The organism is Nocardioides sp. SR21 (genome assembly GCF_022761125.1).
Lineage (GTDB): Bacteria > Actinomycetota > Actinomycetes > Propionibacteriales > Nocardioidaceae > Nocardioides.
This window is the reverse complement of record NZ_JAKWJR010000006.1, coordinates 59,406-84,375: the sequence shown is the minus strand read 5'-3', so window position 1 is coordinate 84,375 and position 24,970 is coordinate 59,406. Positions and strand designations below refer to the sequence as shown.

Here is a 24,970-nt window from a genome sequence, read left to right as displayed (position 1 = left end):
AGATCAGGCTGAGCGCTCCCAGGGTGCCGCGACCGGGAAGTACGTCTCGAGGAACCACGCCAGCCGCTCGGCCACCTTCGCCGCCGGCATGGCGTACTCGTGGTCATCGCCGAGGCAGAAGAAGTCCTGGTCGCGCTCGAGCAGCAGGTTCAGCTGCCGGTTGAGGCCGGGGCCGCTGAGGTTCACGAACCGGTGCTCCGCCCGGCCGACGTACGACGATCCGCTCAGCAGCCCGTAGTGCTGGGCGAGCGAGCTCAGCAGCGCGAGGTCGGTGTCGGAGCGGAACGGCGCCCGCGCCGTCGCCGCGACCGCCTCGGGGAAGCGCCGCTCGATCTCGTCGAGCACGGAGCGGCGGTGCGGGTGCGGGGTGTGCGCGAGCGTGTGGGTCGTGGTGACGCCGAAGGTCTCGCGGATCAGCCGGCGGTTGTTGTACGCCGCCTTGAGGAACGGCGGTGCGCCCGGCACGTCGTCGGGCCCGACGATGACCGGCGACATGAAGGCGGCGTTGAGGCCGCCCGGGCTGAAGAAGATCTCCGGCCGCACCGGGCGGCCGAGGAACACGTCGTCGTTGAAGTACACCCACTGCTCGGACAGCTCCGGCACGTGGTGGAGCGCGGTCTCGATCGCGTGCGAGCTGAACGTCGGCAGCGCGTCCGCCGGCAGGATCTCGCGGTGGTCGATCACCCGGACCCGCGGGTGGTCCGGGTCGAGCCAGGCCGGGGCCTGGCCGGCGGTCACGAGGTTGATGCGGCGCACCCACGGCGCGAACAGGTGCAGGCTGCGCAGGGAGTAGCGCAGCTCGTCACGGGACAGGAAGCGCGCGCGGCCGCTGGACTCGCGGGTCAGCGCGGTGCCGGTCATCGCGGCCAGTCGCTGCTCGCACGCGGCGTTCCACTCCGGGTCGTCGCCGTCGACCCACGTGTAGACCACGTCGACCGGGAACCGGCACTCGTCGACGGTCGGCTCCGCCATCAGCGGCAGCGTGCGCACCCGCACGCCCTCGACCTCGACGTCGACGAACGTCGCACCGCGCGGGACCCGACGGGCGTAGCGGTTCGGCTGCGGCGCCACCAGGTCGCCGCCGACGCTGGTCTCCCAGAACTCCACCCCGATGCTGCAGCCCTGGCCGAGCAGGCCGCCGGGCCACGGCTCGAGGAACACGGTGCCGGTGCGGCCGCGGCGCAGCTCCGTCGCCAGCGCCGCGACCTCGCCACGCCGCTCCGGCCAGCCGCCGAGGGCCGGGTCCCGGAGGGAGAGGTACGCCGGCAGCGCGGCGCCGGCCAGCCGGGCGAGGAAGTCGTCGCGCGCGGCGATCGGCACGACCACGCTCGGCGTGGCGCCAGGGACCACGAACCACGCGTCACTGGTCGCCCGCGCGATCTCGACCGCCATGCTGAGGGTGGCCCGACGCGCCTCGGCCGGGGACAGCTGCGCGTCGACGTCCGGACGGGGCAGGGGCACCGTCCGCGGCGCGGTCGCCCGGGCCGCGACCCGGCTCTGCCCGCCGCGCCGGGCCTGTGCGGCGGCGAAGATGCCCGCCCACCGGCGAGCGAGCGCGTGAGCGTCGTACTGCTGCGAGGACTCGAGCGCGCCGGCGCCGAGCCGCCTGCGCAGCTGCTCGTCGGTGGCGAGCTGGAGCAGCGCAGGGGCGACGCCGGCAGGGGAGTCGGGTGGGACCAGCAGGCCGTTGCGGCCGTGCTCGATGATCGCGCGCGGGCCGGACGGGCTGTCCAGGCTGACGACCGGTACGCCTGCGGCCATCGCCTCCTGCACGACCAGCGGGAAGCCCTCGGCGCGTGAGGTGAGCGCCGCGATCGAGGCGGTCGCCCACTCCTCGGCCATGTTCGAGACGCTGCCCGGGAGCTCGATCCGGTCGACGAGGTCGGCCTTGCGGGCCAGCCGGCGCAGCTCCTTGAGCTGCGGGCCGTCGCCGAGGATCCGGAGCCGCCAGTCGGGGATCCGGTCGGCGATCTCGGCGAACGCGTTCACCAGCCGCCCGAACTGCTTCTCGGCCACCAGCCGGCCGGCGGTCATGACGACCGGGTTGTCGAGCCGCGACTGCGGAGTCGCACCGATCGGCAGCGGGTTCGGCATCACCACGATCTCCGGGGTGACCTCGCCGAGCTGCTCGCGCAGCCAGTCCGCGGTCGACTGCGTCAGCATCGCGACGACGTCGGCGCGCGGCGCGAACGCGAGCAGCGGCTCGAGACCGGACGTGCGGTCCGACGACGACCGGTGCTCCTGGTGGACCAGGACCGTGCGGTCGGGGACGAGCTGGGCGGCGACCGCGAGCAGCGCCGGGGTGACGGTGACCAGCACGTCGAGGTCGAGGCGCGGCAGGGCGTCCTGCAGCGCGACGTCGGTCAGCGCGGAGAACTGGCCGTCCCACCGCTTCGGCACCAGCACGGACTCCCGCTCGTGCGCGGCGTCCGGCTCGCGTACGTCGGCGAGGTGGTCGACCGCGACCCGCGGGTCGATGTCGTAGTGCGGGCGGTCGGCGCTGCGGGTGACGCTGACCAGCCGGACCTCGTGCTCGCCGGCCAGGGCGTTCGCCTGGGTCACGGCTGAGCGCGACGTACCGCCCATCCCGTCCAGGTTGAAGACGAGGAAGCCGATCTTCAAGGGATCAGAGCCCCGTGATGCCCTCGTTGCCGTACCCCTCGGCCTGCTCGTCGAAGGTCTCGCGCTCGAGCAGGTGCAGGATCGGGACGCCGAGCCGGCGACGGGCCTTCGAGGTCCAGTCGACGTGGAAGAACTCGGAGACGACGTGCGACCGGGTCAAGATGATCGCCTCGCGACCGTCGACCTCGGCGACCTTCGCGGCCAGCGCGTCGATCGGCGGGTCCACCACGACCTCGCCGCGGGCGACCGCGCCGCTGGCGCGCAGCGCCTCGAGGGTCTGGTCGAGCTCGGCGTGCGACCGGTCCTGGCAGTCCTTGCGGACCGCCTCCAGGTCGACCTCGCTCATCGGCATCGTCGGGGAGGCCAGCATGTCGCCGGCGGTCAGCGACCCCATCGCGGACTCGATGCGGGTCGCGGCGTCCTCGAGCGGGAGGAGCACGTGGTAGACCACCGGCCCGTCCAGCCCCTCGTGCAACGAGTGCACCTGCGCGGCGTCCTGCGGGGTGAGCGCCTGCTCGATGAGCAGGACGACGTCGTAGTCCTCGGTGCTGCTGTTCTCGGACATGGCTGCCTCCTAGTCGACGCCGAGGATCCTAGCCAGATCGTAGGAGACGGGCTCGTCCAGCTGCTCGTAGCCACACGACTCCGGGTCCCGGTCCGGTCGCCAGCGCCGGAACTGCGCGGTGTGGCGGAACCGGCGCCCCTCCATGTGGTCGTAGGCGACCTCGAGCACCAGGTCCGGCCGCAGCGGCGTGAACGACAGGTCCTTGCCCTGGCTCCACCGGCTCTGGGTGCCCGGGACCCGGTCCGGGTTCGCGGTCAGGAACTCCTGCCAGCGCCCCCACGGGTGGTCCTGGATGTCGACGACGAGCGGCTGGAGCTCCTGGATCAGCTCGGCCCGCCGCGCGGCGGTGAAGCTCGCGCTGACCCCGATGTGCTGCAGCTCGCCGTCGGCGTAGAGGCCGAGCAGCAGGCTGCCGAGCAGCGGCGCCTCGGGCGTGCTCGTCTTGTGCTCGCGGTAGCCCGCGACCACCACGTCGGCGGTCCGCTCGTGCTTGATCTTCAGCATCGTGCGGGCGTTCGGCTGGTACGTCGCCTCGAGCGGCTTCGCCACGACGCCGTCCAGGCCCGCGCCCTCGAACTGGTGGAACCACTCCTCGGCCTCGGCCGGGTCGGTGGTGGTGCGGGTCAGGAAGCACGGGCCGTCGAGGCCGCCGAGCGCCTCCTCCAGGGCCGCGCGGCGCTCGGCGAACGGCCGCTCGGCGTACGACGCGTCGCCGAGCGCGAGCAGGTCGAAGGCGACGTAGGAGGCCGGCGTCTTCTCGCTGAGCATCTCGATCCGCGAGGCCGCCGGGTGGATCCGCTCCTGGAGCACCTCGAACTCGAGCCGCTCCCCGATGGACACGAACAGCTCGCCGTCCAGCACACAGCGGTCGGGCAGCTGCTCCTTCATCGCCGCGACGACCTCGGGGAAGTAGCGGGTCAGCGGCTTGGTGTTGCGGCTGGCCAGCTCGACCTCGTCGCCGTCCTTGAACACCAGGCAGCGGAAGCCGTCCCACTTCGGCTCGAAGCTCAGCCCGCCGTGCTTGGCGGGGTCCGGGATGCCCTTCACGGACTTCGCGAGCATCGGCTGAACCGGAGGCATGACGGGAAGGTCCACGATCCGACACTAGTCTTTGTTCGCATCAACCAATCCCCGGTTGGTCTGCCGGCAGGGCCCGCCTGACTTTGAATCAGGACTAGCGACGTAGGTTCGACTCCTACCCGGGGAGCGTGACTACTGAGCTGACCGTCATCGTGCTGGCCGCCGGCGGCGGTACCCGGATGAAGTCCAAGACGATGAAGGTGCTGCACCCGATCGCGGGGCGCACCATGATCGGCCACGTCCTCGCCGCCGCGCGCGCGACCGGGCCCGAGCGCATCGTCGCCGTGGTCGGGCACCAGCGCGAGCAGGTCGAGGCGCACATCCTGTCTCGCGAGCCGAACGCCGTCCTGGCGGTCCAGGAGGAGCAGCTCGGCACCGGCCACGCGGTGCGGATGGCCGTCGAGGCGGCGGAGCGGATGTCGGGCACCGTCCTGGTGGCGTACGGCGACACCCCGCTGCTCACCGGTGCGTCGCTGCGGTGGTTCGTCGCCGAGCACGAGGCGTCCCAGGGCGCGGTGAGCATCCTGAGCGGCATCGTGGACGACCCGTTCGGCTACGGGCGGGTGCTGCGCAACGACGAGGGTGACGTCGAGGCGATCGTCGAGGAGAAGGACGCGAGCGAGGCGCAGCGCGAGGTCCGCGAGATCAACTCCGGGATCCTCGCCTTCGACGCCGAGTTCCTGCTCGGCGCGCTGCCGCGGATCGGCAACGACAACGCCAAGGGCGAGTACTACCTCACCGACGCGATCGCGATCGCTCGCCAGGACGGCCTGACCGTCGGTGCCTACCCGATCGACGACGTCATGCAGACCGAGGGCGTCAACGACCGCGCCCAGCTGGCCAAGATGGGCGCCGAGCTGAACAGGCGGATCGTGGAGGGCTGGATGCAGTCCGGCGTCACGGTGATGGACCCGGCCACGACCTGGATCGACGCCGACGTGGTGCTGGCCCAGGACGTGACGATCCTGCCGGGCGTGCAGCTGCTCGGCGCCACCAAGATCGGCGAGGACGCCGTGATCGGCCCGGACAGCACCCTCAAGGACTGCGAGATCGGCGCGGGAGCCCGCGTCGTCCGCACCCACGGCGAGCTGGCGGTGATCGGCGCCGAGGCGAACGTCGGCCCGTTCTCCTTCCTGCGGCCCGGGACCGAGCTCGGGGCCGGAGGCAAGATCGGCGGGTTCGTCGAGACCAAGAACGCCACGATCGGGGACGGCGCCAAGGTGCCGCACCTGTCGTACGTCGGCGACGCGGAGATCGGCGAGGGCACCAACATCGGGGCCGGCACGATCTTCGCCAACTACGACGGGGTCCAGAAGCACCGCACGAAGATCGGCAAGCACGCCAAGACGGCCTCGAACAACACCTTCGTCGCCCCGGTCGAGGTCGGCGACGGAGCCGGGACCGGAGCGGGCACCGTCGTACGCCGCGACGTGCCGCCGGGAGCGCTCGCGGTGTCGAGCGGCCCGCAGCGCAACATCGAGGGCTGGGCGCAGTCGAAGCGCGCCGGAACGGCCCAGGCCGAGGCCGCCGCCGCGGCCGCAGATGAACGAGATGTGTCTCACGAGCGGACAGAGTTGGGCAACCCGGGCTGACAGGGGCAGAATCCATCCCGTGACGGGATACAAGAAGACCACCGAGAAGAACCTGATGGTCTTCAGCGGCCGGGCCCACCCGGAGCTGTCCGCCGAGGTCGCCGACCTGCTGGGCACCGACCTGGTGCCGCAGTCGGCGTACGAGTTCGCGAACTCCGAGATCTACGTCCGCTACGAGGAGTCCGTCCGCGGCTGCGACGCCTTCGTGATCCAGAGTCACACCGCTCCGATCAACGAGTGGATCATGGAGCACCTGATCATGGTCGACGCGCTCAAGCGCGCCTCGGCCAAGCGGATCACCGTGGTGATGCCGTTCTACGGCTACGCCCGCCAGGACAAGAAGCACAAGGGCCGTGAGCCGATCTCGGCGCGGCTGATGGCCGACCTGTTCAAGACCGCGGGGGCCGACCGGCTGATCACCGTCGACCTGCACGCCGACCAGATCCAGGGCTTCTTCGACGGCCCGGTCGACCACCTGATGGCGCTGCCGATCCTCGCGGACTACGTGAAGGAGAAGTACGGCAACCAGGCGCTCGCCGTGGTCTCGCCGGACGCCGGCCGGATCAAGGTCGCCGAGCGCTGGTCGGCCCGCCTCGGCGGTGCGCCGCTGGCGTTCATCCACAAGTCCCGTCGCACCGACCGCCCGAACGAGACCGTCGCGAACCGCGTCGTCGGTGAGGTCGCCGGCAAGATGTGCGTGCTCGTCGACGACATGATCGACACCGGCGGCACCATCGTGAAGGCCGCGGAGGCCCTGATGGCCGACGGCGCCGCGGGCGTGATCATCGCCGCCACCCACGCGATCCTCTCCGACCCTGCGGTCGACCGGCTGAAGAACAGCCCGGCCACCGAGGTCGTCGTCACCAACACGCTGCCGCTGAAGGCGGACCAGGAGTTCGACAAGCTCACCTGCCTGTCGATCGCGCCGCTGGTCTCCCGCGCGATCCGCGAGGTGTTCGAGGACGGCTCGGTCACGTCGATGTTCGACGGGCACAGCTAGGCGCCGTCGCTGGGCTCACCGGGTCTCGACACGCCGGTCGTGACCTCGTTCCTCGGTCGCGCGGCTCGCTCGACCACCATCAGCGGGTCCGCTGACGCGTCCCCGCCAGGTCGTCGGCCCAGTCCGACCACTGCCGGCGCAGCACGGTCGGCAGCTCGCCGGCCAGCTGCTCGTGCAGCAGCGCTCGCTGCGCGTCGGTGAGCAGCAGGGTCGGTCGCGCCTGCCCGACGACCTGCGCGAAGCCGGCGCCCCGCGCGCTCCACGCGGGCGCCTCGCGCAGGTAGCGGTCGACGTACGGCGCCACCAGGTCGGCCTGCTCGGGTGACCAGAGGCCGCCGAGCACGGTGGTGAGCACGCGGTTCCCGACCTCGGGGTCGGAGACGACCGCCCACGCGTCGGCCTTCGCGTGCTCGGTCGGCCGGGCAGCGAGGGCCGCTGCGGCGCCGAGCTCGGCGTCCAGACCGGGGGAGCGAAGCCGCTCGGCCTCGATGAACTCGGCGTCGGCGGCGCTGGTCTCCGCGAGCCGGCGCACCGCGCGCCACCGGAGCGCGGGGGTGAGCGAGCCGAGCATGGAGCGCAGCCGTGCCGGGTCCGGCTCGGTCGCGGCGAGGCCGCCCGCGAACGCGAGCGCGAGGTCGGCGTCGTCGGTCGGGGTCGCGCAGGCCGCGGCGATCCGCGCCCGGGCGCCTGCCGCTGCCTCGTTCGGCACCCGCAGCGGGAGCACCCGGCCGAGGGTGCGCCCGACGATCGTGGTCACCAGGGAGGGGGTGCGCTCGGCGGGCAGGTGCCGGCTGACGAGGTCGAGGAACGTGAGCGGGTCGAGGTCCCTGGTCTGCACCCGGTCGAACAGCATCGTCCAGAGCACACCCCGGGTGAGGTCGTCGTCGATCCCGCTGAGCCCGGCGGCCACCGCATCCCACGACTGCTCGTCGAGGACGATCCGGGCGAAGGTCTCGCCGTGGCTGTTCGGGACCACCGCCAGCCCCGCCATCGCCGGCAGCGGCACCGGGTCGTCCGCGAGGTCGACGTACGCGCTGGTGCCGTCGAGCGCCGTGACGCGGAACCGGTGCGGGCGCACGCCGTCGCGGTGCAGGACCGGTACGTCGCCGTCGCGCTCGACGCGGATCGTGTCGAAGCCGCTCTGCCGCAGCCAGACCTCGACCCACGCGCGGACGTCGCGGTCGGAGGCCTCGTCGAGCGCGGCGACGAAGTCGGCGAGCGTCGCGTTCGCGAAGCGGTGCCGCGTCAGGTAGGTGTTCACCCCGCGCAGGAACGTCTCGTCGCCGAGCCAGGTGACCAGCTGGCGCAGCACGGAGTTGCCCTTCGCGTACGAGATCGAGTCGAAGATCGTGGCCGCCGCGGCGACGTCGGGCACGTCCTCGGGGTGCGCCGCGACCGGGTGGGTCGAGCGGCGCTCGTCGGCGTGGTACGCCGCGGGCTTGCGCCCGACCTCGTGGCCGAGCAGGGCGCCGGCGTACCCGGCCGCCTCCTCGGCGACCCGGTAGCCCAGGTAGTCGGCGAAGCTCTCCTGCAGCCAGGAGTCCTCCCACCAGGTCATCGTCACGAGGTCGCCGAACCACATGTGCGCCATCTCGTGCGCGACCACCGAGGCGCGCAGCAGCCGGAGGTCCTGCGGAACCCGGCCGACCGGCAGCATCTCGTCGCGGTAGATCACGCAGCCCGGCTGCTCCTGCGCGCCCCAGTTGAGGCCGGGGACGAAGACCTGGTCGAACGAGTCGAACGGGTAGGGCTCGTGGAAGATCTCGGCGTAGTGGTCGAAGCACGCCTCGGTGACCGCGCGCAGCTCGTCGGCGTCGCGGGCCAGCTCGGCCGCCAGCGAGGCGCGGGCGTGCCAGCCGAACGGCAGCCCGGCGTGCTCCCAGCGCACGGACCGCCACGGGCCGGCGACCACGCAGACCAGCGCGACCGGGATCGGCGGCGTGGGCGCGAACTCCCAGCGCCCGCCGCCCTCGCTGACCGTGCGCCCGTTGGCGAGCACCGTCCACGACGGGTCCGCCGCGACGCTGATCGCGACCGGAGCCTTCAGGTCGTTCTGGTCGAAGCACGCGAACAGCCGCTGCGCGACGTCGAGCCCGAGGTAGGCGCCGAGGTAGGTCTCGCCGTCCGCGGGGTCGACGGTCCGGTGCATGCCCTCGCCATCGGTCACGAACGGCAGCCGCGCGCTCACCGTCACCACGTGCGCGCCGCCGAGCCCGGTGAGGTGCAGCCGGCGCCCGTCGTACGCCGCCGCCACGACGGTGCCGTCGAGCACCACCTCGACGTCGGTGGCCGCCGTCAGCTCGAGGAACGTCTCGGACGCGGTGGACGTGAACCGCACGGTCGTTCGGCACCCGAACCGGTCGGCCGCCGGGTCGGTCAGGTCGAGGTCGACGGCGTACGAGACGTCCGAGAGGGCGGTGGCCCGCGACCGGGCCTCGACGAGGGTCAGGCTCACGATTCGACCCTACGGGCGCCCGCCCAGTAGTCTTGCGAAGTTGCCTCGGCGAGGGAGCGCCCGTCACCGGGAGCTCCGTGATCGACAGGGCTGGCTGAACCTCCGGGTGTGCCCCCTGCGATCGGCAGTGTCGAGGCCCCAGACGTTAGAAGCAGCCAGCACCGAACGAGGAGCATTCCCCATGTCCGAGAAGATCGTCGCCGAGACCCGCACCGAGTTCGGCAAGGGTGCGGCCCGCCGCATCCGCCGTGAGAACAAGATCCCCGCCGTCGTCTACGGCCACGGCAACGAGCCGATCCACCTGACCCTGCCGGGCCACGCCACGATGATGGCGATCAAGCACGGCGGCGCCAACGCGCTGCTCGAGCTCGACATCGACGGCAAGACCCAGCTCGCGCTGACCAAGCAGGTCCAGGTCGACCCGATCCGCCGCGTGCTCGAGCACGTCGACTTCGTCGCCGTCGTCAAGGGCGAGAAGGTCACCGTCGACGTTCCCGTCCACCTGGTCGGCGACGCCGCCAAGGAGACCCTGGTCGTCACCGAGAACGCCACCGTGCAGATCGAGGCCGAGGCCACCCACATCCCCGAGGCCATCGAGGTCGACATCGACGGCGCCGCCGCCGGCACCCAGATCCACGCCTCCGACCTCACGCTCCCGAAGGGCAGCACCCTGCTGACCGACGCGGAGACGCTGATCGTCAACATCACCGAGCAGATCTCCGCCGAGGCTCTCGAGGCCGAGCTGGAGGAGGCCGAGGCCGAGGCCGGCATCGAGCACGACGCTCCCGAGGCCGAGACCGCTGCCGAGCCCGCCGCCGAGGCTGCCTCGGAGGAGTCCGCCGCGGAGTGATCACTCGGTGATCTCTTTGGTCGACCTGTTTCGTAGAGAGGGCCGGGATTCCGTGACCGACGCTGCTGCACCCGTGTGGCTGGTGGTCGGGCTGGGGAATCCCGGCCCTTCCTATGCCGGCCACCGGCACAACGTGGGGTACCTCGTGACCGACGAGCTCGCCACCCGGATGGGCTCCTCCTTCCGGGCCCACAAGTCCGGGCGCGCCGACGTGGTCGAGGGCCGGTTCGGTGCGCCGGGCATGCCCGGCCCGCGGGTGATCCTCGCGCGCCCGCGCTGCTACATGAACGAGACCGGCGGCCCGGTGAAGCAGCTCGCGACGTTCTACAAGGTGCCGCCCGAGCGGATCGTCGCCATCCACGACGAGCTCGACATCGCGTTCGACACGATGCGGGTCAAGCTCGGCGGCGGCGACAACGGCCACAACGGACTTCGCTCCATGCGCAACTCCCTCGGCACCGGTGACTTCTACCGGGTCCGGGTCGGCATCGGCCGCCCGCCCGGGCGCCAGGACGTCGCGGACTTCGTGCTGTCCGACTACTCGTCGGCCGAGCGGAAGATCCTGCCGTTCCAGGTCGACAAGGCCGCGGACGCCGTCGAGTCGCTGGTCACCGACGGCCTGGAGCGCACGCAGCAGAACTACAACTCGTAAGGTGCCCCGCATGACCTTTGAACCCGGAACCCCGCCCGCCGAGGCCGCCACCGACGACCACGTGCTCGCCTCGTGGCTGGCCACCGTCGCGGGGGAGCGGCTGCTCGAGGTCCGGGGTGAGGGCCTCGAGGGCCGCGAGCTCAAGGACGCCGGCGACCGTGCGGCCCACGAGCTGCTCATGGAGCTGCTCGCCGAGCACCGGCCGGACGACGCCGTGCTGTCCGAGGAGGGCAAGGACGACAAGGCGCGCCTCAAGAACAGCCGGGTCTGGATCGTCGACCCGCTCGACGGCACCCGTGAGTTCTCCGAGGTCCCGCGCGAGGACTGGGCGGTGCACGTGGCGCTCTGGCAGAACGGCGACCTGGTCGCCGGTGCCGTCGCCCAGCCCGCGCTCGGCGAGACGTTCAACACCGGTACGCCGCCCGTCGTACCTCCCTCCTCCGCGCCGCGCCCGCGCATCGCCGTCTCGCGCTCGCGCCCGCCGGAGTTCGTGCACGGCCTGGCCAAGGAGCTCGACGCCGAGCTGGTCCCGATGGGCTCGGCGGGCGTGAAGGTCATCTCGGTCGCCCGCGACATCACCGACGCCTACGTGCACGCGGGCGGACAGTACGAGTGGGACTCCGCCGCCCCGGTCGCGGTCGCCCGCGCCGCCGGGCTGTTCACCTCGCGCATCGACGGCACGCCGCTGGAGTACAACCAGGACGACGTGTACCTCCCCGACCTCATCGTCTGCCGGCCCGAGCTGGCCGAGCGGATCGTGGCGTTCGTGAAGGAGCACGGGTACGAGTGATCCAGCACGTCCTGCTCGACGCCGACGGCGTCGTCCAGACGCTGCCGGACATGCGGCGCGCGGCCACGGCCGTCGAGCTCGTCGGTGACCGCGCCGACGATCTGCTCGACGCCCTCTTCGCCGTCGAAGGCCCCACGCTCCGCGGCGACGGCGACTTCCTGCCGCAGCTGACCCGGATCCTGCTCGAGCACGGCATCACGGCCGACCCCGTGTCGTTGTACGGCACGCTGTGGAACGCGGTCGAGCCGTCGGCCGACGTCCTCGCGCTCGTGGCGTCCCTGCGCGCCGCCGGCTACGGCGTCCACCTCGGGACCAACCAGCACCGCGAGCGGGCGACGTACCTGCGGACCGTGCTGGGGTACGACGCGGTGTTCGACGTCGGCTGCTACTCGTGCGAGCTGGGCGCGGCCAAGCCGTCCCCGGAGTTCTTCGCCGGTGCGCTCGCGCTGATCGGCGCTGCGGCTGACGAGGTGCTGTTCGTCGACGACTCGCTCGCGAACGTCGAGGCCGCTCGCGCCGCCGGCCTGGTCGCCGAGCACTGGGACCTGGCGCAGGGCCTCCCGGCGCTCGTCGGGCTGCTTTCGGGCCACGGAGTGACGGTCTGACACCGGGCCGATCCCGTCCCACCAGTCCCACCGGGTGGGCAGTTCTGGCACTTGTCAGCCGTTGCAATGGCCGAGAAGTGACGGAATCACCGGTGCACCGGTGATTCCGCAGGGCGCGCCCCGGCCCGGCGACTCCTCGGGCAGACCTGTCACTTCTCAGCCGTTGCAACGGCCGAGAAGTGACGGAATCACCGGTGCACCGGTGAAACCGCGCCCACCGCAGGCCCGGACTGCTGGCAGGATGCACGTCCGTGGACTGGCAGCGCGACCTCATCGGCCTGGCCGTCGGCTTCGTGCTGGCGACGGTGACGACGCCGGTCGGGGTGTCGGGGGCGGTGTTCCTGTTGCCGGTGCAGATGTCGGTGCTGCACGTGCCGAGCCCGCGGATCACGCCGACCAACCTGCTCTACAACGTGATCTCCGGGCCGGGCGGGCTGCTGCGCTACCGCCGCGCCGGCCGGGTGGACCGCGACCTGGCGCTCCAGCTGCTGACCGGCTCGGTGCCGGGGGTCGTGCTGGGCGCCGTCATCCGGGTGTACGTCGTCGCCGATCCGGACGTGTTCCGGCTGCTCGCCGCCGCGGTGCTCGCCCCGGTCGGGGTGTTCATCCTCCGCAAGCCACGACCCGGCGCGATCGAGCGCCGGCTGTCGGCCCCTGCTGTCCGGGCCCTGGCGTTCGTGGTCGGGATCGTCGGGGGCCTCTACGGCATCGGCGGCGGGTCCGTGATGGGGCCGATCCTGGTCGGCACCGGGATGGCGGTCGCTACGGTGGCGCCCGCGGCCCTGCTCTCCACGTGGGTGACGTCGGTCGTGGGCGTGGCGACGTACGCCGTGATCTCGCTGGACGCGACCGGTCCCGTCGCCCCGGACTGGTCGCTCGGCATCGCCTGCGGCCTGGGCGGTCTCGCCGGCGGCTGGCTCGGCGCCTCGCTGCAGCCGCGGATCCCCGAGCAGGCGCTGCGGATCCTCCTCGGCGTGCTGGCACTCGCTCTCGCCGGGCTCTACGTCACCCAAGCGGTGATCTGACGGCCGACTTCTCGGCCAATCCCTGACGTTCTCGGGTGAAGTTTCGCCCCAGAACGTCAGGTTTCCCCGGTGGGCCGGGGAAACCGTCGCCGCGGCTCGCCCACGCTCCGGTGCCCACTCGCCCAGGGCGCTGTCTAGACCGGTTGTCTCACGAATCATCAACTTTGGGCGGTTCCCGCGGCTTTGTACATTTAAACCACTAATCTGCTCGACATTGAAGGCAATGGGTGCCTTGCTCCTCCGGGAGCGGTGTTGTCGAACGGGTGAGGGTGAGCTGAATGTCGGGTGACGTGGCGACCACGCCACCGGTAGCGCCGCAGGGCGAGACCGACTCCGAGACGGACGTGCCGCGCACGCTGGTGACGCGGCACGGTGGACAGGACCGCCTGTTCATCCACGGGTCCCGCGCGATCGCGTTCCTCGTGCTGCTGATCGTCGGCTCGATCGGCGTCTTCCTCGGCGCGCAGTCCGTGCCGACCCTGCAGACCTACGGCTTCGGCTTCTTCACCGAGTTCCGCTGGCTGCCCAGCCAGGACCGCATCGGCATCGCCGCGGTCGTCGTCGGCACCATCCAGGTGGCGCTGATCGCGATCTTCTTCGCGATCCCGCTGTCGCTGCTGACCGCGCTCTTCATCACCGACTGGGCGCCGGCCTGGCTGCGGCCGACGCTGGTGCGCTTCGTCGACATGATGGCCGCGGTGCCGGGCATCGTCTTCGGCCTCTGGGTGCTGTTCGTGATCCAGCCGCACGCGACCGAGGTCGCGCACTGGCTCAGCAAGTACCTCGGCTGGTTCCCGCTCTTCCACGTGCGCACCGACGTCGACTACCCGATCTGGAACCAGGCGCCGGGCTACCCGTCGTACGCCGGCTCCGCGTTCGTCGCCTCGCTCGCGGTGACGATGATGATCTTCCCGATGGCGACCTCGGTGATGCGCGAGGTCTTCTCCGAGGCGCCGGTCGGCGAGAAGGAGGCCGCGCTCGCGCTCGGCGCCACCCGTTGGGCGATGGTGCGCACGGTGGTCCTGCCGTTCGGTCGGAGCGGCATCATCGGCGGCGGCATGCTCGCCCTGGGCCGCGCGCTCGGCGAGACGATCTCGGTGGTGCTGGTGATCTCGCAGGCCTTCGAGATCAAGCCGTACGTGCTCGAGTCCGGTACGTCGACGATCTCCGCGCTAATCGCCTCGAGCTTCAAGGAGGCCTCGCCGTCGCAGCTCTCCGCGCTGCTCACGGCCGGGTTCGTGCTCTTCCTCATGACCCTGCTCGTCAACAGCCTGGCCGCGATCATCGTGTCGCGCTCGCGCAGCGGCGGGGTGACCGAGCTGTGACCGCCGTCGCTGAACGCCCCGTGGTGGTGGAGGAGCAGGCGTCCGCGCCGACGCTCCCCGAGCCGGAGGAGCTGCGCCGTACCGGGTCGAGCACCCGCGAGGACGTGCTCACGATCATTGGCGCACTCTGCGCCTCGTCGGCCACGACCTGGCTGTTCTACTTCCAGGTGTTCCCGTTCGAGGGGCTCATCGGCTTCGTCGTCTGCTGGTACCTCGTGCTGGTCGTCTTCTACGCCGGCCTGACCGCGCTCACCCAGCCGCGCGCGGTGGTGATGGACCGGATCGTGACGACCGCGGTGGTCGCGGCGCCGACGCTGATCGCGATCGCGCTGGCCAGCGTCGTGGTGATGACGCTGGTCAAGGGCCTGCCCGCGCTGGCCCACCTCAACTTCTTCACCGAGGACATGTCCGGCGTCCGCGCCGACGACCCGTTCACGATGGGCGGGATCCTGCACGCGATCGTCGGCACGCTGATCGAGGTGATGATCGCGATCGCCATCGCGATGCCGCTCGGCGTCGCCACCGCGGTCTTCATGTCCGAGGTCGGCGGTCGCGGGTCGCAGCTGGTGCGCACGGTCGTCGAGGCGATGACCGCGCTGCCGTCGATCGTCGCGGGCCTCTTCATCTACACGGTCTGCCTGGTCTACCTCGGCATGCCGGCCAGCGGTCTCGCCGCCGCGCTCGCCCTCGCGGTGATGGCGCTCCCGATCATGGCGCGGGCGGCGTACGTCGTCCTCGGCGTCGTGCCGGGCGGCCTGCGCGAGGCGTCGTACGCGCTCGGCGCCGGCCGGTGGGAGACGGTCTGGAAGGTCGTGCTCCCCACGGCTCGCCCGGGCCTGGCGACCGCGCTGATCCTCGGCACGGCGCGCGCGGTCGGTGAGACCTCGCCGGTGCTGCTCACGTCGGGAGCCTCGACGTTCTTCAACGCCAACCCGACCCAGGACCCGATGAACTCGCTTCCCCTGTTCATCTACGCGGCCGTCGGAACCGGCAACCCCCAGATGGAGGAGCGGGCGTACGCCGCCGCGGCGGTGCTGCTCGTCGTCGTGCTCACCCTGTTCGTGATCGCCCGGCTCGTGGCCGGCGGAAGAAGGAAGAAGACCCGATGAACCCCCGGAACCGGATGATCCGTGGCCTCGCCGTCCTTCTGGCGATGGTGCTGGCGATGCTCACCGGCACGAGTGCGGCCAGCGCGGCCCCCTCGTACGCACTGATCCAGGGCTCGGGCTCGTCGTGGGCCGCGAACGCGGTCAACCAGTGGGTCGCCGACGTCGACGCCAAGGGCCTGCGGGTCGTCTACACCGCGAACGGCGCGGCCCAGGGTCGCAAGGACTACGCGAACAAGTCGACCGACTTCGGCGTCACCGACTCGCCGTACCGCGGCAAGGACCCGACGACCGGTGCTATCGACTCGTCGCTGGGCCGTTCGTTCGCCTACCTGCCGATCGTGGCCGGTGGCACGTCGTTCCCGTACCACGTCGAGGTGGGCGGCCAGATGGTGCGCAACATCCGGCTGTCGGGCGAGACCATCGCGAAGATCTTCACCAACCAGATCACCAACTGGAACGACGCGCAGATCACCAAGGACAACAACGGTCGCGCGCTGCCGTCGATCCCGATCATCCCGGTCGTGCGCGCCGACGGCGCCGGTGTCACCAACCAGTTCACGACCTGGATGGTCAGCCAGTACCCGTCGTACTGGAGCTCCTGCAACGGCGGCAAGAACACGCCGACCGACTACTTCCCGCTCAACTGCGGCGACACCCGTGGCCCGCAGAAGGCGCAGACCGGCTCCGACGGCGTCATGAACTTCGTGAAGAGCGCGGGCTCCAACGGCGCGATCGCGATGGAGGAGTACTCCTACCCGCTGATGGCGAACTTCCCGGTCGCCAAGGTGCTCAACAAGGCCGGCTACTTCACCCTGCCGACGCAGTACAACGTCGCGGTCGCGCTGACGCGGGCCGAGATCAACGACAACCCGAGCGACCCGAACTACCTGACGCAGAAGCTCGACAAGGTCTACACGAACCCGGACAAGCGCACCTACCCGCTGTCGTCGTACGTCTACGCGATCATCCCGACCGCTTCGGACGACTCGCGGATGACGACGTCGAAGCGGCAGACGATCGTGGACTTCCTCAAGCACTCGATCTGCGAGGGCCAGTCCGAGATCGGGCCGATCGGCTACTCGCCGCTGCCGGTCAACCTGGTGCAGGCCGGCTTCACGCAGGTCAACAAGCTCAAGCTCGCCGACGACGACGTCCAGTTCGACGCGTCGATCATCAAGGACGTCAAGAACTGCCACAACCCGACGTTCGTCCCGGGCAAGCCGGACCAGAACTACCTCGCGACGATCGCGCCGATGCCGGCCGAGTGCGACCGGCCGGGCCAGGGCCCGTGCGCCGAGGGCACCGGCTCGTACAACGAGAACCCGGACGAGAACGGCGAGGTCCCGAGCGGCGGCAACGGCGGGAACGGCGGGAACGGCGGCACCGGCGGCGGTGGCGGCACCGGCACGACCGACGCGGACGGCGACGGCGTCCCGGACACCCCGGGCTCCGGCACGCCGGGCATGACCGACGACCTCGGTCTCGGTGGCACGACGGGCGACGGCTCGACGCCGTCCGCGGTCGTGGCGACCACGCTGTCCGCCGACGGCGCCGGCGGTCCGCCGACCGTGCTGACCGCGCTCGTGGTCGGGCTGTTCCTCGGCACGCTCGTCGTGCCGGCCGCGGTGAGCCGGATGGTCCCACGCCGGAAGGCGGCCCGCTCGTGACGACTCGTCGTATGCGCGCCGCGCGCATCCTGTTCGCGTCGGCGCTCCTGCTGACCGGCGTCGCCGCGATCGTGCCGGCGTTCACCGGTGAGTCGACGGCCGCTGCCGAGAACGCGGTGTCGCGCACGGTCACCGCGACCCGCACGTTCACCGACCAGGACGGGACCGAGACCGTCGTCAGCAGCAACAAGGTGTCGCTGCAGGTCTCCCAGACCGAGAACCTCCGCGGCCGCCAGGAGATCCGCGTGTCCTGGTCCGGTGCGGTGCCGACCGGTGGCATCGTCGGTGACCCGAACTCGTCCGACGGCCGCAACCAGGAGTACCCGTTCGTCCTCCTCGAGTGCCGCGGCGTCGACACCCAGGGCCAGGTCGAGAAGGGCCAGGTGCGCCTGTCCCCCGAGACCTGCTGGACCCAGACGTCCACGGAGCGCTACCTCGCGGCGGCCTCGCAGACGCCGTCGTGGCGCTTCGACGCGTACGCCGACGCCGACGAGCGGGAGGCGATCGTCGGTCGTCCCGACCCGCTGCCGGAGGAGTGCGCCGCGGTCAGCGAGCCGCTGACCGCGCACTGGCTGCCGTTCCGTGCGGCCGGCGGCGAGGTCTACTACGGCGGCCCGGACCCGAGCGTCGGCTGCACGCCGATGGCGCCGGAGTCCGACAGCGCCGAGGCCGGCGGCCTGCCGAGCAACACGACGTACGGCATCACGGGCACCGACGGCAGGGGCGAGACCGACTTCGCGGTGTGGACCGCGGCGGAGAACGCCTCCCTCGGCTGCTCCCCGTCGGTCGACTGCGCCCTGGTGGCAGTACCGATCGTCGGCGTGAGCTGCGACGCCTGGGGCGCCGAGCTGACCACGAAGGCCGGCGTCCCGCTGACCGAGGCGCAGCTGGCCAGCGGTGACGCGACCTGCCGGCGTACCGGCGCCTACGAGCCCGGCACGCCGCGCTCGAGCGAGACCACCGACCAGGCCGTTCGCGGCAACCTGTGGTGGTCGGAGTCCAACTGGCGCAACCGGATCACGGTCCCGCTGCACTTCGCCGCCTCCGGCTCGATCTGCGACGTGATGAGCGACGAGCCGCCGGTCGAGATCATGGGCTCGGTGGTCGCCAACGAGCTCACCGCGTCCTGGCGCCCGGCGTTCTGCACCGACGACGACCTGTTCACGTTCACGCATGTGCAGCAGGCCGACTCGCTGGCCCGCCAGCTCGTGAACTCCGGCGAGATCGACGCCGCGCTGACCACGGCTCCGCCGGCGGACGGCTACCAACGCCCGCTCGTCCAAGCGCCGATCGCGTTCGGTGGCTTCGCGATCGCGTTCAGCATCGACGACGCCACGCAGCAGCGACGCGAGGAGCTCAACCTCAACGCGCGGCTGATCGCCAAGCTGCTCACGTCGTCGTACCCGGCCCTGCCGATGGTGCGCGACAACCACCCGAGCATCGGCGGCAACCCGTTCAACATCACCCTCGACCCCGAGTTCCAGGAGCTGAACCCCGGCCTGCCCGAGTCCTCGACGCTCGAGGCCGCGGCGGCGCTGCAGGTCTTCTCGTCGAGCACCGACCTGGTGTGGGCGCTGACCTCGTGGATCAACTCCGACCCGGAGGCGCGCGCCTGGCTGAACGGCGAGGCCGACCCCTGGGGCATGACGGTCAACGCCAACTACCAGGACATCGTGCTGCCGGTCGACAACTGGCCCCTGCTCGACGGGTTCATCGCGCCGCAGTGGTACATCGACCAGAACGCCTGCTACGCGAACAGCCCGACGCCGTACATGCAGCTGATCTCCAACCCGCCGTCGAACCTGGCGTCGGTGCTGCTCAACATGCAGTTCGCCAGCTCCGCGGCCGCGACCGTGTGCCGCTACGACGGCTACGACCCGACCACGCTGCCGCTGCGGCAGCAGGGCCGGCAGACCGTCGGCTACCGCTTCGTGCTCGGCCTGGTGTCGCTGTCCGCGGCGGAGCGCTACAACCTGCGCACCGCCTCGCTGGAGAGCGTGGGCGGCACGTTCGTGGCGCCGGACTCGGCGGGCCTGAAGGCGGCCGCCGGGTTGCTGAAGGCCGACGACGACGCCTCGGTCTGGGAGATCGACTACAAGAAGATGGGCAGCGCGTCGAAGTCGCTGGCGGCAGCCGCCGGTGGGGCGTACCCCGGAGCGATGCCGATCTACGCGGTCGTCCCGACCTCCGGCCTGGACGAGGCCGACGCGACGAAGTTCGCCCAGCTGCTCTGCTACGCGGGCGACGACGGCCAGACCTCGGGCCGCGCCAACGGTCAGCTGCCGCCGGGCTACCTGCCGCTGACCGAGGCCAACGGCCTCGGCGACCTGCGCGACTACACGCTGTCGGCGGTGTCCGCGGTCCGCGCCCAGGGCGGCACGACGCCGGCCCTCGACGCCGACGCGCCGTCGGCCGAGGAGGCCTGCGACTTCAGGGTCGCGCCGCCCAAGCCCAGCGAGACGCCGTCGACCGACGGCAACGGCGGTGGTACGCCGGTCGTCGACGCGCCGATCGCTCCGGGCATCGAGCCCGGTGGCGGCAAGCCGGGCAAGGGCAACGGCCCGGCGGAGGCGCCGGTCGTGCAGGCCTCGACCGTGCTGACGTCCGGCCAGAGCTCGGCGTTCGGCCAGGTCGGCGTGCCCGGCATCCTGATCGTCGCGATCGCCTGCGCCATCGCCGGCGCGCTGATGCGGTGGTGGGACCCGCTCGAGAGGGCCGCGGTCGCGGCCGGCCCGAAGGCCAAGAAGCTCTCGAGGTCGGTGTTCCGCCGCGGGAAGAGGCGCGCATGACGACGCTGCAGGCGCACGGGCCGACGGTCCTCCACGACGGCGCCATCGACGCCTCGCCGCCGCCCGGCGGTGGCGACCGACAGCCGCTGCAGGTCGGGCTCTCCCAGGTGCTGCTGGCTCTGTCGCTGGTGCTCGGCTGGCTGCTGCTCTACATCCTGGTGCTGAGCGGGCTCGAGCAGGGCCACGCGCAGAGCTCGCTGTACGAGCGGCTGCGGACCGAGCTCGCGCTCGGCACCGCGCCGACCGGTGCGCCGATCGCCGCGGGCGCGCCCGTGGCACTGCTCTCGATCCCGGGTGCCGGGGTCGAGGACACGGTGGTCGTCGAGGGCACCCGAGCCGTGCAGCTCCAGGACGGTCCGGGACACGTGCTCGGCAGCGTGCTGCCCGGCCAGCGCGGGGTCAGCGTGATCGCCGGCCGCTCGCTGACGTTCGGTGGCCCGTTCGGCACCATCGCCGAGCTGCCGGCCGGTGCGCCGATCACGGTGACCACCGCGCAGGGCACGTTCGTCTACGAGGTCACCGGCGCCCGGCTGCGCGGCGACCCGGTCCCGCCGCCGCCGGCGACCGACGGCAGCCGGCTGACGCTGGTGACCGCGATCCGCGGGGCCGGGCTCGGCGGCCTGCAGGCGGGGGAGACGGTGTACGTCGACGCCGACCTGACCGGTGACGCGGCGGACCCGGGCGCGGTGGCGACCGCGGACATCGGCACCAAGCTGATGTCGGCGAAGTTCGACACCACGTCGCTCGCGCTCCTGGCGCTCGGCCTGCAGCTGCTGGTCGGCTCGCTCGCCGCCTTCGTCTGGGCCTGGAACCGCTGGTCCCGCGCGGCCGCCTGGATCGCCGGCGGTCCGTGCGTCCTGGCGGCGCTGTGGCTCGTCTCGTCGTTGGGTTCCCGGCTGCTGCCGGCCTTGATCTGAGTCCCGGGGCGCCGCACCCCTGGACTCATGCACCACCTGCGGCACTCAGGGTGCGACAGCTCGACAACCACGACATATAACTCGGGTTAGTCACTATAGAAAGGCAACATCAATGCTCGTTCGACGCAAGACCGTGGGGACGGCGTTCGTCGCAGTGGCGACCGTCGGCACTCTCGCACTGTCGCTGACCCCTGCTGAGGCCGACTTCTCGCCGCAGCCCAACGATGTCGTGGCCACGGGTTCGGACATCATCCAGAACTCGTTCAACTTCATCGCCGACGGCTACCACGAGCTCCCCGGCTACAACACCGCCGGCAACCGCTGGCGCTTCGTCAGCTTCGACTCCTCGGGCGACGCCCAGGGCCGCAGCTCCTTCACCGACCCGCGCCTGCTGCCGACGATCACCGGCAACGGCACGCTCGGCGAGAACGGCGTGAAGTACATCAAGCAGAGCGACGTGAAGCTGCTCAACCCGACCATCTCGCTGCGCGCGGGCCAGGACCTCGTGGTCCGCCCGACCGGTGGTGGCGGTGGTGGTCGCGACGCGATCATCGCCGACGACCAGGGCTGGATCGACGTGGGTCGCAGCCCCGACCCGCTCAACGCCACCCACCAGAACAACGCCCAGACGAACCTGGGCACGAAGCTGATCCGGGTCCAGATCGCCACCGACCGCCAGCTGATCGCGGCGGCGACGACCACCAACGCGCCGACGACGATCTCCGCCCAGGCGATCCTCAAGATCTACAGCGGTGAGTACACGAAGTGGGGCGACATCCCGGGCTACTCGGGCGCCGGCGCCGCGGAGACGATCATCCCGCTGATCCTGCCGACCGACGCGGGCATGTGGAACACCTTCGTCGCCAACGTGGGCAAGCAGAACCCGGGCGTCACCGTCGTCTCGAACACCCTGCGCGCGAACTCGAACAGCGTCGTCGTGCAGCAGAACGACCCGACCGCGATCACGAACCTCTCGGAGGCCCAGCGCAAGAACGCGATCGTGCCGTTCCCGCGCGGTCGCTACCGCACGCTGAACACGGGCTACTACACCCAGACGTTCGACGGCCAGAAGACGAACAACTACAACACCGAGACCGGCCACCGGACTCCGGCGGACGCGCAGGGCATCAAGCTCCTCGACGGTGACAGCAACACCGACGTGCTGTCGCCGACCGCGCCGTACGGCGGCAACTTCGCGTACAACGCCATCGTCCGCGAGAGCGACTTCCTCAGCACCACGCCGTGGCAGCCGGGCAGCACGCTCAACTGGGTGCAGGCGCTGTTCTACAACCCCGACGGCCCGGTCCCGTTCGTCCGGACCCCCGCGGGTGAGGCGCTGCTGACGGCAGCCGGTGTCACGCCGGACTACCACGTGTTCGGTACCGACAACGCCGAGATCGAGCTGGACTGAGAGTCGAGACATGAGCACGCAGCTCGCACGACCGAACCGCCGCCGCGTCATCCCCGCCCTCGTGGTGGGAGTCGCGATCATCGCGGCACTCGTCTACTGGAGGACGTCGGCCAGCGCCGACGCCGGCTCGCCCGGCGCCGCGCCGTACGACGACCCCCGGGCGGCGGGAGCGATCACGCTCTGCTCGGCCGACGGCAAGCCCGTCACCGAGGGCAGCGTGGACGACCGGCCGTTCGCCGCGGTGGCACTGGGCGAGACGGGTCTCCCGGCCGAGCTCGACCCCGCCGGGACGGTCGCCACGCTCTTCGCGTACCAACCGCGCGAGGGCGTCTCGGCGAGCGAGTTCAGCGGGACCGCCATCACCGCGGCCGGCCTCCAGGCCGACCCGGCGAGCCCGGTCGTCGTCGTACCGGACAACGCCTGGTCGCTCGGTGACTTCGTCGCCGCGTACCCGGCCGACCTCGACGGCTACGTGCAGCTGCGTCTCTTCCTCGGCACGCCCGCGGCCGGAACGCTCACCGACCACCCCTACGACACCGCCGACCTCCACATCGACGGCGATCGCTGGGAGCTGGTCACGGGCGGGTCCGCGTCGTGCGCTTCAGCCACCCAGACCTCTGAGGAGAATTGATGAAGATCCCAAGGAAGTTCAGCACAGCGAAGAAGTCGGGGCTCGCCGCATTCGTGGGCCTGGCGCTGGCGGTCTCGACCGCCGGTGGCGTCGCGCTCGCGGCCGGTGCCGACGACTGGTACGACGGGGACAACGCCTCCGTCGCCGACCACGACAACCTCGGTGTGGAGCTCAAGCTCTACAACGCGTCCGGCACCGCGGTGACGTCCGGCAGCACCACCACCCCGATCGCGGCGTTCGCGGCGGCCGCGGGCACGGTGCGCGCCGACGACACCTACGCGTCGCTGTTCGTGCACCTGCCGCAGGCGAGCACCGCTCCCGGTGCCTGGCCGGGCGTGCAGGTGACGGGCACCAGCAAGTTCAGCGGCAGCGGCGCGGTCACCGCGCCGGCGTCGCTGGCGGGCAAGCCGTACGTCGCCACCGGCGCCGACGGCTACACGCTGGCCGACGTCGCCGCGATCCTGCCGAACAACGAGACCGCGGCGAGCTTCGCCGGCGTCTACGAGCTGCGGCTGCGGACCAGCTCGCCGACCGACGGGGTGAGCACCGAGTACGCCGTGACGTACGTGAAGGTCACGGGCAGCTCCTGGACGATCACCGACGCACCGGTGTTCGGTCAGGTCGGTGACACGGCGACGAGCGTCAAGGCGACGTGGCCCAAGAAGATCAAGTACGGCAAGGCCGCCACGGTGAAGATCACGGTCAACGCCGCGTCCGGCAGCACCAAGCCGACCGGCAAGGTGCGGGTCGTGAACGGCTCCAAGACGGTCGGCAGCGCCACGCTCAGCGGCGGCAAGGCCACCGTGACGCTGGCGAAGAAGTCGCTCAAGCCCGGCAAGTACACGTTGCTGGTGCGCTACGACGGCGCCGCGGGTTCGTTCACGCCGTCGCAGTCGGCGGCGAAGACGATCACGGTCGTCAAGTCGAAGAAGAAGTGACTCCCGGCGTGGTGCGGGCGGCTCGGCGTCCGCACCACGCTCCGAGCAGGGTGCAGCAGACATGAGTGAGACAACGAGGAGGGTGCCATGACCGAGGTGATCGAGGCGGTGGACGTGACCGACGTGCTGCCGGTGGTGCCGGCGGCGGCGACGTCGACGGCGGCCACGCTGGAGGCGGAGAAGGTGTCGGCCTGGTTCGGCAAGCGCAAGGTGCTGGACCGGGTGAGCATCGACATGCCCGCAGGCCAGGTGACCGCGCTGATCGGACCGTCCGGGTGCGGCAAGTCGACGTTCCTGCGGATCCTGAACCGGATGCACGAGCTGGTGCCGGGTGCGGCGCTGGCCGGCGAGGTCCGGCTCGACGGCCAGGACATCTACGACCCCGCCCGCCGGCTGACCGACGCCCGCAAGTCGATCGGCATGGTGTTCCAGAAGCCGAACCCGTTCCCGGCGATGTCGATCCGCGACAACGTGCTCGCGGGCCTCCACCTCACGGGCTCCAAGGTCCCGAAGGCCGAGCGCGAGGTGCTGGTCGAGGAGTCCCTCGTCCGTGCCGGGCTCTGGGCCGAGGTGAAGGACCGCCTCAAGCAGCCCGGCTCGGCGCTGTCCGGCGGTCAGCAGCAGCGACTCTGCATCGCGCGCTCCCTCGCCGTACGCCCGCGGGTGCTGCTCATGGACGAGCCGTGCTCCGCGCTCGACCCGACCTCGACCCGCGTGGTCGAGGAGACGATCACCGAGATCGCCAAGGACGTGACGATCGTGATCGTCACGCACAACATGCAGCAGGCGCACCGGGTCTCCGACCAGTGCGCGTTCTTCCTCGCCGCGCACGGCACCCCGGGCGTCATCGTCGAGCACGGCCCGACGACCGCGATCTTCGAGAGCCCGCAGGACCAGCGCACCTTCGACTACGTGAACGGCCGCTTCGGCTAGGCCGCTCACGGACA

General features: G+C 71.3%; 20 protein-coding genes and 1 tRNA gene. 17 read left to right on the top strand and 4 right to left on the bottom strand.

Annotated features, from left to right (window positions below):
• Positions 1-3 precede the first annotated feature (3 nt).
• The 3 genes from MJ604_RS12535 to MJ604_RS12525 are packed head-to-tail and all read right to left on the bottom strand — an operon-like array spanning position 4 to position 4,282.
• Positions 4-2,622 (bottom strand): stealth conserved region 3 domain-containing protein, encoded by a 2,619-nt coding sequence (locus tag MJ604_RS12535; RefSeq protein WP_243058798.1) that lies wholly within the window; start codon positions 2,620-2,622, stop codon positions 4-6.
• Between the two features lie 4 nt (positions 2,623-2,626).
• A complete protein-coding gene (locus MJ604_RS12530; RefSeq protein ID WP_243058797.1) occupies positions 2,627-3,187 on the bottom strand; it encodes a hypothetical protein in 561 nt (186 codons plus the stop codon).
• 9 nt (positions 3,188-3,196) lie between these two features.
• Positions 3,197-4,282 (bottom strand): ATP-dependent DNA ligase, encoded by a 1,086-nt coding sequence (locus MJ604_RS12525; RefSeq protein WP_243058796.1) that lies wholly within the window; start codon positions 4,280-4,282, stop codon positions 3,197-3,199.
• A gap of 33 nt (positions 4,283-4,315) precedes the next feature.
• Between MJ604_RS12525 and MJ604_RS12520 the strand changes: the two genes are divergently transcribed.
• From MJ604_RS12520 to MJ604_RS12510, 3 genes are all read left to right on the top strand, one after another.
• A tRNA-Gln gene (locus MJ604_RS12520) sits at positions 4,316-4,394 on the top strand.
• A 1-nt stretch (position 4,395) separates the two neighbouring features.
• Entirely contained in the window at positions 4,396-5,859 is a 1,464-nt protein-coding gene (gene glmU / locus MJ604_RS12515; RefSeq protein WP_243058795.1) for a bifunctional UDP-N-acetylglucosamine diphosphorylase/glucosamine-1-phosphate N-acetyltransferase GlmU, read from the top strand.
• 19 nt (positions 5,860-5,878) lie between these two features.
• Positions 5,879-6,859 carry a ribose-phosphate diphosphokinase gene (locus MJ604_RS12510; RefSeq protein ID WP_308194134.1) on the top strand — a complete coding sequence of 327 codons (981 nt, stop codon included), beginning with the start codon at positions 5,879-5,881 and terminating at the stop codon, positions 6,857-6,859.
• A gap of 79 nt (positions 6,860-6,938) precedes the next feature.
• Here the strand turns inward: MJ604_RS12510 and pepN are convergent, their stop codons facing one another.
• Positions 6,939-9,314, bottom strand: coding sequence for an aminopeptidase N (gene pepN, locus MJ604_RS12505; protein WP_243058794.1), 2,376 nt, complete (start codon positions 9,312-9,314; stop codon positions 6,939-6,941).
• 181 nt (positions 9,315-9,495) lie between these two features.
• Here pepN and MJ604_RS12500 point away from each other — a divergent pair, with 181 nt between their 5' ends.
• The 14 genes from MJ604_RS12500 to MJ604_RS12435 all read left to right on the top strand — a co-directional run bounded on the left by MJ604_RS12500 (position 9,496) and on the right by MJ604_RS12435 (position 24,956).
• The gene (locus tag MJ604_RS12500) at positions 9,496-10,164 is read left to right on the top strand and encodes a 50S ribosomal protein L25/general stress protein Ctc (RefSeq protein ID WP_243058793.1); all 669 of its coding nucleotides are present in this window, start codon (positions 9,496-9,498) and stop codon (positions 10,162-10,164) included.
• 52 nt (positions 10,165-10,216) lie between these two features.
• Complete coding sequence (gene pth / locus MJ604_RS12495) at positions 10,217-10,816, top strand: aminoacyl-tRNA hydrolase (RefSeq protein WP_243058792.1); 600 nt, start codon at positions 10,217-10,219, stop codon at positions 10,814-10,816.
• A 10-nt stretch (positions 10,817-10,826) separates the two neighbouring features.
• Complete coding sequence (locus MJ604_RS12490) at positions 10,827-11,606, top strand: 3'(2'),5'-bisphosphate nucleotidase CysQ (protein ID WP_243058791.1); 780 nt, start codon at positions 10,827-10,829, stop codon at positions 11,604-11,606.
• The gene (locus MJ604_RS12485; protein ID WP_243058790.1) at positions 11,603-12,211 is read left to right on the top strand and encodes an HAD family hydrolase; all 609 of its coding nucleotides are present in this window, start codon (positions 11,603-11,605) and stop codon (positions 12,209-12,211) included. The genes MJ604_RS12490 and MJ604_RS12485 overlap by 4 nt, the downstream gene beginning before the upstream one ends.
• 251 nt (positions 12,212-12,462) lie before the next feature.
• Positions 12,463-13,236 (top strand): sulfite exporter TauE/SafE family protein, encoded by a 774-nt coding sequence (locus MJ604_RS12480; RefSeq protein WP_243058789.1) that lies wholly within the window; start codon positions 12,463-12,465, stop codon positions 13,234-13,236.
• 278 nt (positions 13,237-13,514) lie between these two features.
• Complete coding sequence (gene pstC, locus MJ604_RS12475) at positions 13,515-14,561, top strand: phosphate ABC transporter permease subunit PstC (RefSeq protein WP_243058788.1); 1,047 nt, start codon at positions 13,515-13,517, stop codon at positions 14,559-14,561.
• Positions 14,558-15,670, top strand: coding sequence for a phosphate ABC transporter permease PstA (pstA, locus tag MJ604_RS12470; protein ID WP_243058787.1), 1,113 nt, complete (start codon positions 14,558-14,560; stop codon positions 15,668-15,670). The genes pstC and pstA overlap by 4 nt, the downstream gene beginning before the upstream one ends.
• Complete coding sequence (locus MJ604_RS12465; protein WP_243058786.1) at positions 15,667-17,337, top strand: substrate-binding domain-containing protein; 1,671 nt, start codon at positions 15,667-15,669, stop codon at positions 17,335-17,337. Before pstA ends, MJ604_RS12465 begins: the two co-directional genes overlap by 4 nt.
• Positions 17,334-20,126 carry a hypothetical protein gene (locus tag MJ604_RS12460; RefSeq protein WP_243058785.1) on the top strand — a complete coding sequence of 931 codons (2,793 nt, stop codon included), beginning with the start codon at positions 17,334-17,336 and terminating at the stop codon, positions 20,124-20,126. Before MJ604_RS12465 ends, MJ604_RS12460 begins: the two co-directional genes overlap by 4 nt.
• Positions 20,123-21,043 carry a class E sortase gene (locus MJ604_RS12455; RefSeq protein ID WP_243058784.1) on the top strand — a complete coding sequence of 307 codons (921 nt, stop codon included), beginning with the start codon at positions 20,123-20,125 and terminating at the stop codon, positions 21,041-21,043. The genes MJ604_RS12460 and MJ604_RS12455 overlap by 4 nt, the downstream gene beginning before the upstream one ends.
• Before the next feature lie 112 nt (positions 21,044-21,155).
• A complete protein-coding gene (locus tag MJ604_RS12450) occupies positions 21,156-22,454 on the top strand; it encodes a substrate-binding domain-containing protein (RefSeq protein ID WP_243058783.1) in 1,299 nt (432 codons plus the stop codon).
• A gap of 10 nt (positions 22,455-22,464) precedes the next feature.
• Positions 22,465-23,085 (top strand): hypothetical protein, encoded by a 621-nt coding sequence (locus MJ604_RS12445; RefSeq protein ID WP_243058782.1) that lies wholly within the window; start codon positions 22,465-22,467, stop codon positions 23,083-23,085.
• Positions 23,085-24,023 carry an Ig-like domain repeat protein gene (locus MJ604_RS12440; protein WP_243058779.1) on the top strand — a complete coding sequence of 313 codons (939 nt, stop codon included), beginning with the start codon at positions 23,085-23,087 and terminating at the stop codon, positions 24,021-24,023. Before MJ604_RS12445 ends, MJ604_RS12440 begins: the two co-directional genes overlap by 1 nt.
• 96 nt (positions 24,024-24,119) lie before the next feature.
• On the top strand, positions 24,120-24,956 hold the full coding sequence (locus MJ604_RS12435) for a phosphate ABC transporter ATP-binding protein (RefSeq protein ID WP_374458351.1): 837 nt from the start codon (positions 24,120-24,122) through the stop codon (positions 24,954-24,956).
• The last annotated feature ends 14 nt before the right edge of the window (positions 24,957-24,970 follow it).

Bases quoted from the DNA above. Each gene is read 5' to 3' on its own strand.
- MJ604_RS12530 (WP_243058797.1), bottom strand. From the start codon at position 3,187: ATGTCCGAGAACAGCAGCACCGAGGACTACGACGTCGTCCTGCTCATC.
- MJ604_RS12500 (WP_243058793.1), top strand. From the start codon at position 9,496: ATGTCCGAGAAGATCGTCGCCGAGACCCGCACCGAGTTCGGCAAGGGT.
- MJ604_RS12490 (WP_243058791.1), top strand. From the start codon at position 10,827: ATGACCTTTGAACCCGGAACCCCGCCCGCCGAGGCCGCCACCGACGAC.
- pstC (WP_243058788.1), top strand. From the start codon at position 13,515: ATGTCGGGTGACGTGGCGACCACGCCACCGGTAGCGCCGCAGGGCGAG.
- MJ604_RS12465 (WP_243058786.1), top strand. From the start codon at position 15,667: ATGAACCCCCGGAACCGGATGATCCGTGGCCTCGCCGTCCTTCTGGCG.
- MJ604_RS12455 (WP_243058784.1), top strand. From the start codon at position 20,123: ATGACGACGCTGCAGGCGCACGGGCCGACGGTCCTCCACGACGGCGCC.
- MJ604_RS12450 (WP_243058783.1), top strand. From the start codon at position 21,156: ATGCTCGTTCGACGCAAGACCGTGGGGACGGCGTTCGTCGCAGTGGCG.
- MJ604_RS12445 (WP_243058782.1), top strand. From the start codon at position 22,465: ATGAGCACGCAGCTCGCACGACCGAACCGCCGCCGCGTCATCCCCGCC.
- MJ604_RS12440 (WP_243058779.1), top strand. From the start codon at position 23,085: ATGAAGATCCCAAGGAAGTTCAGCACAGCGAAGAAGTCGGGGCTCGCC.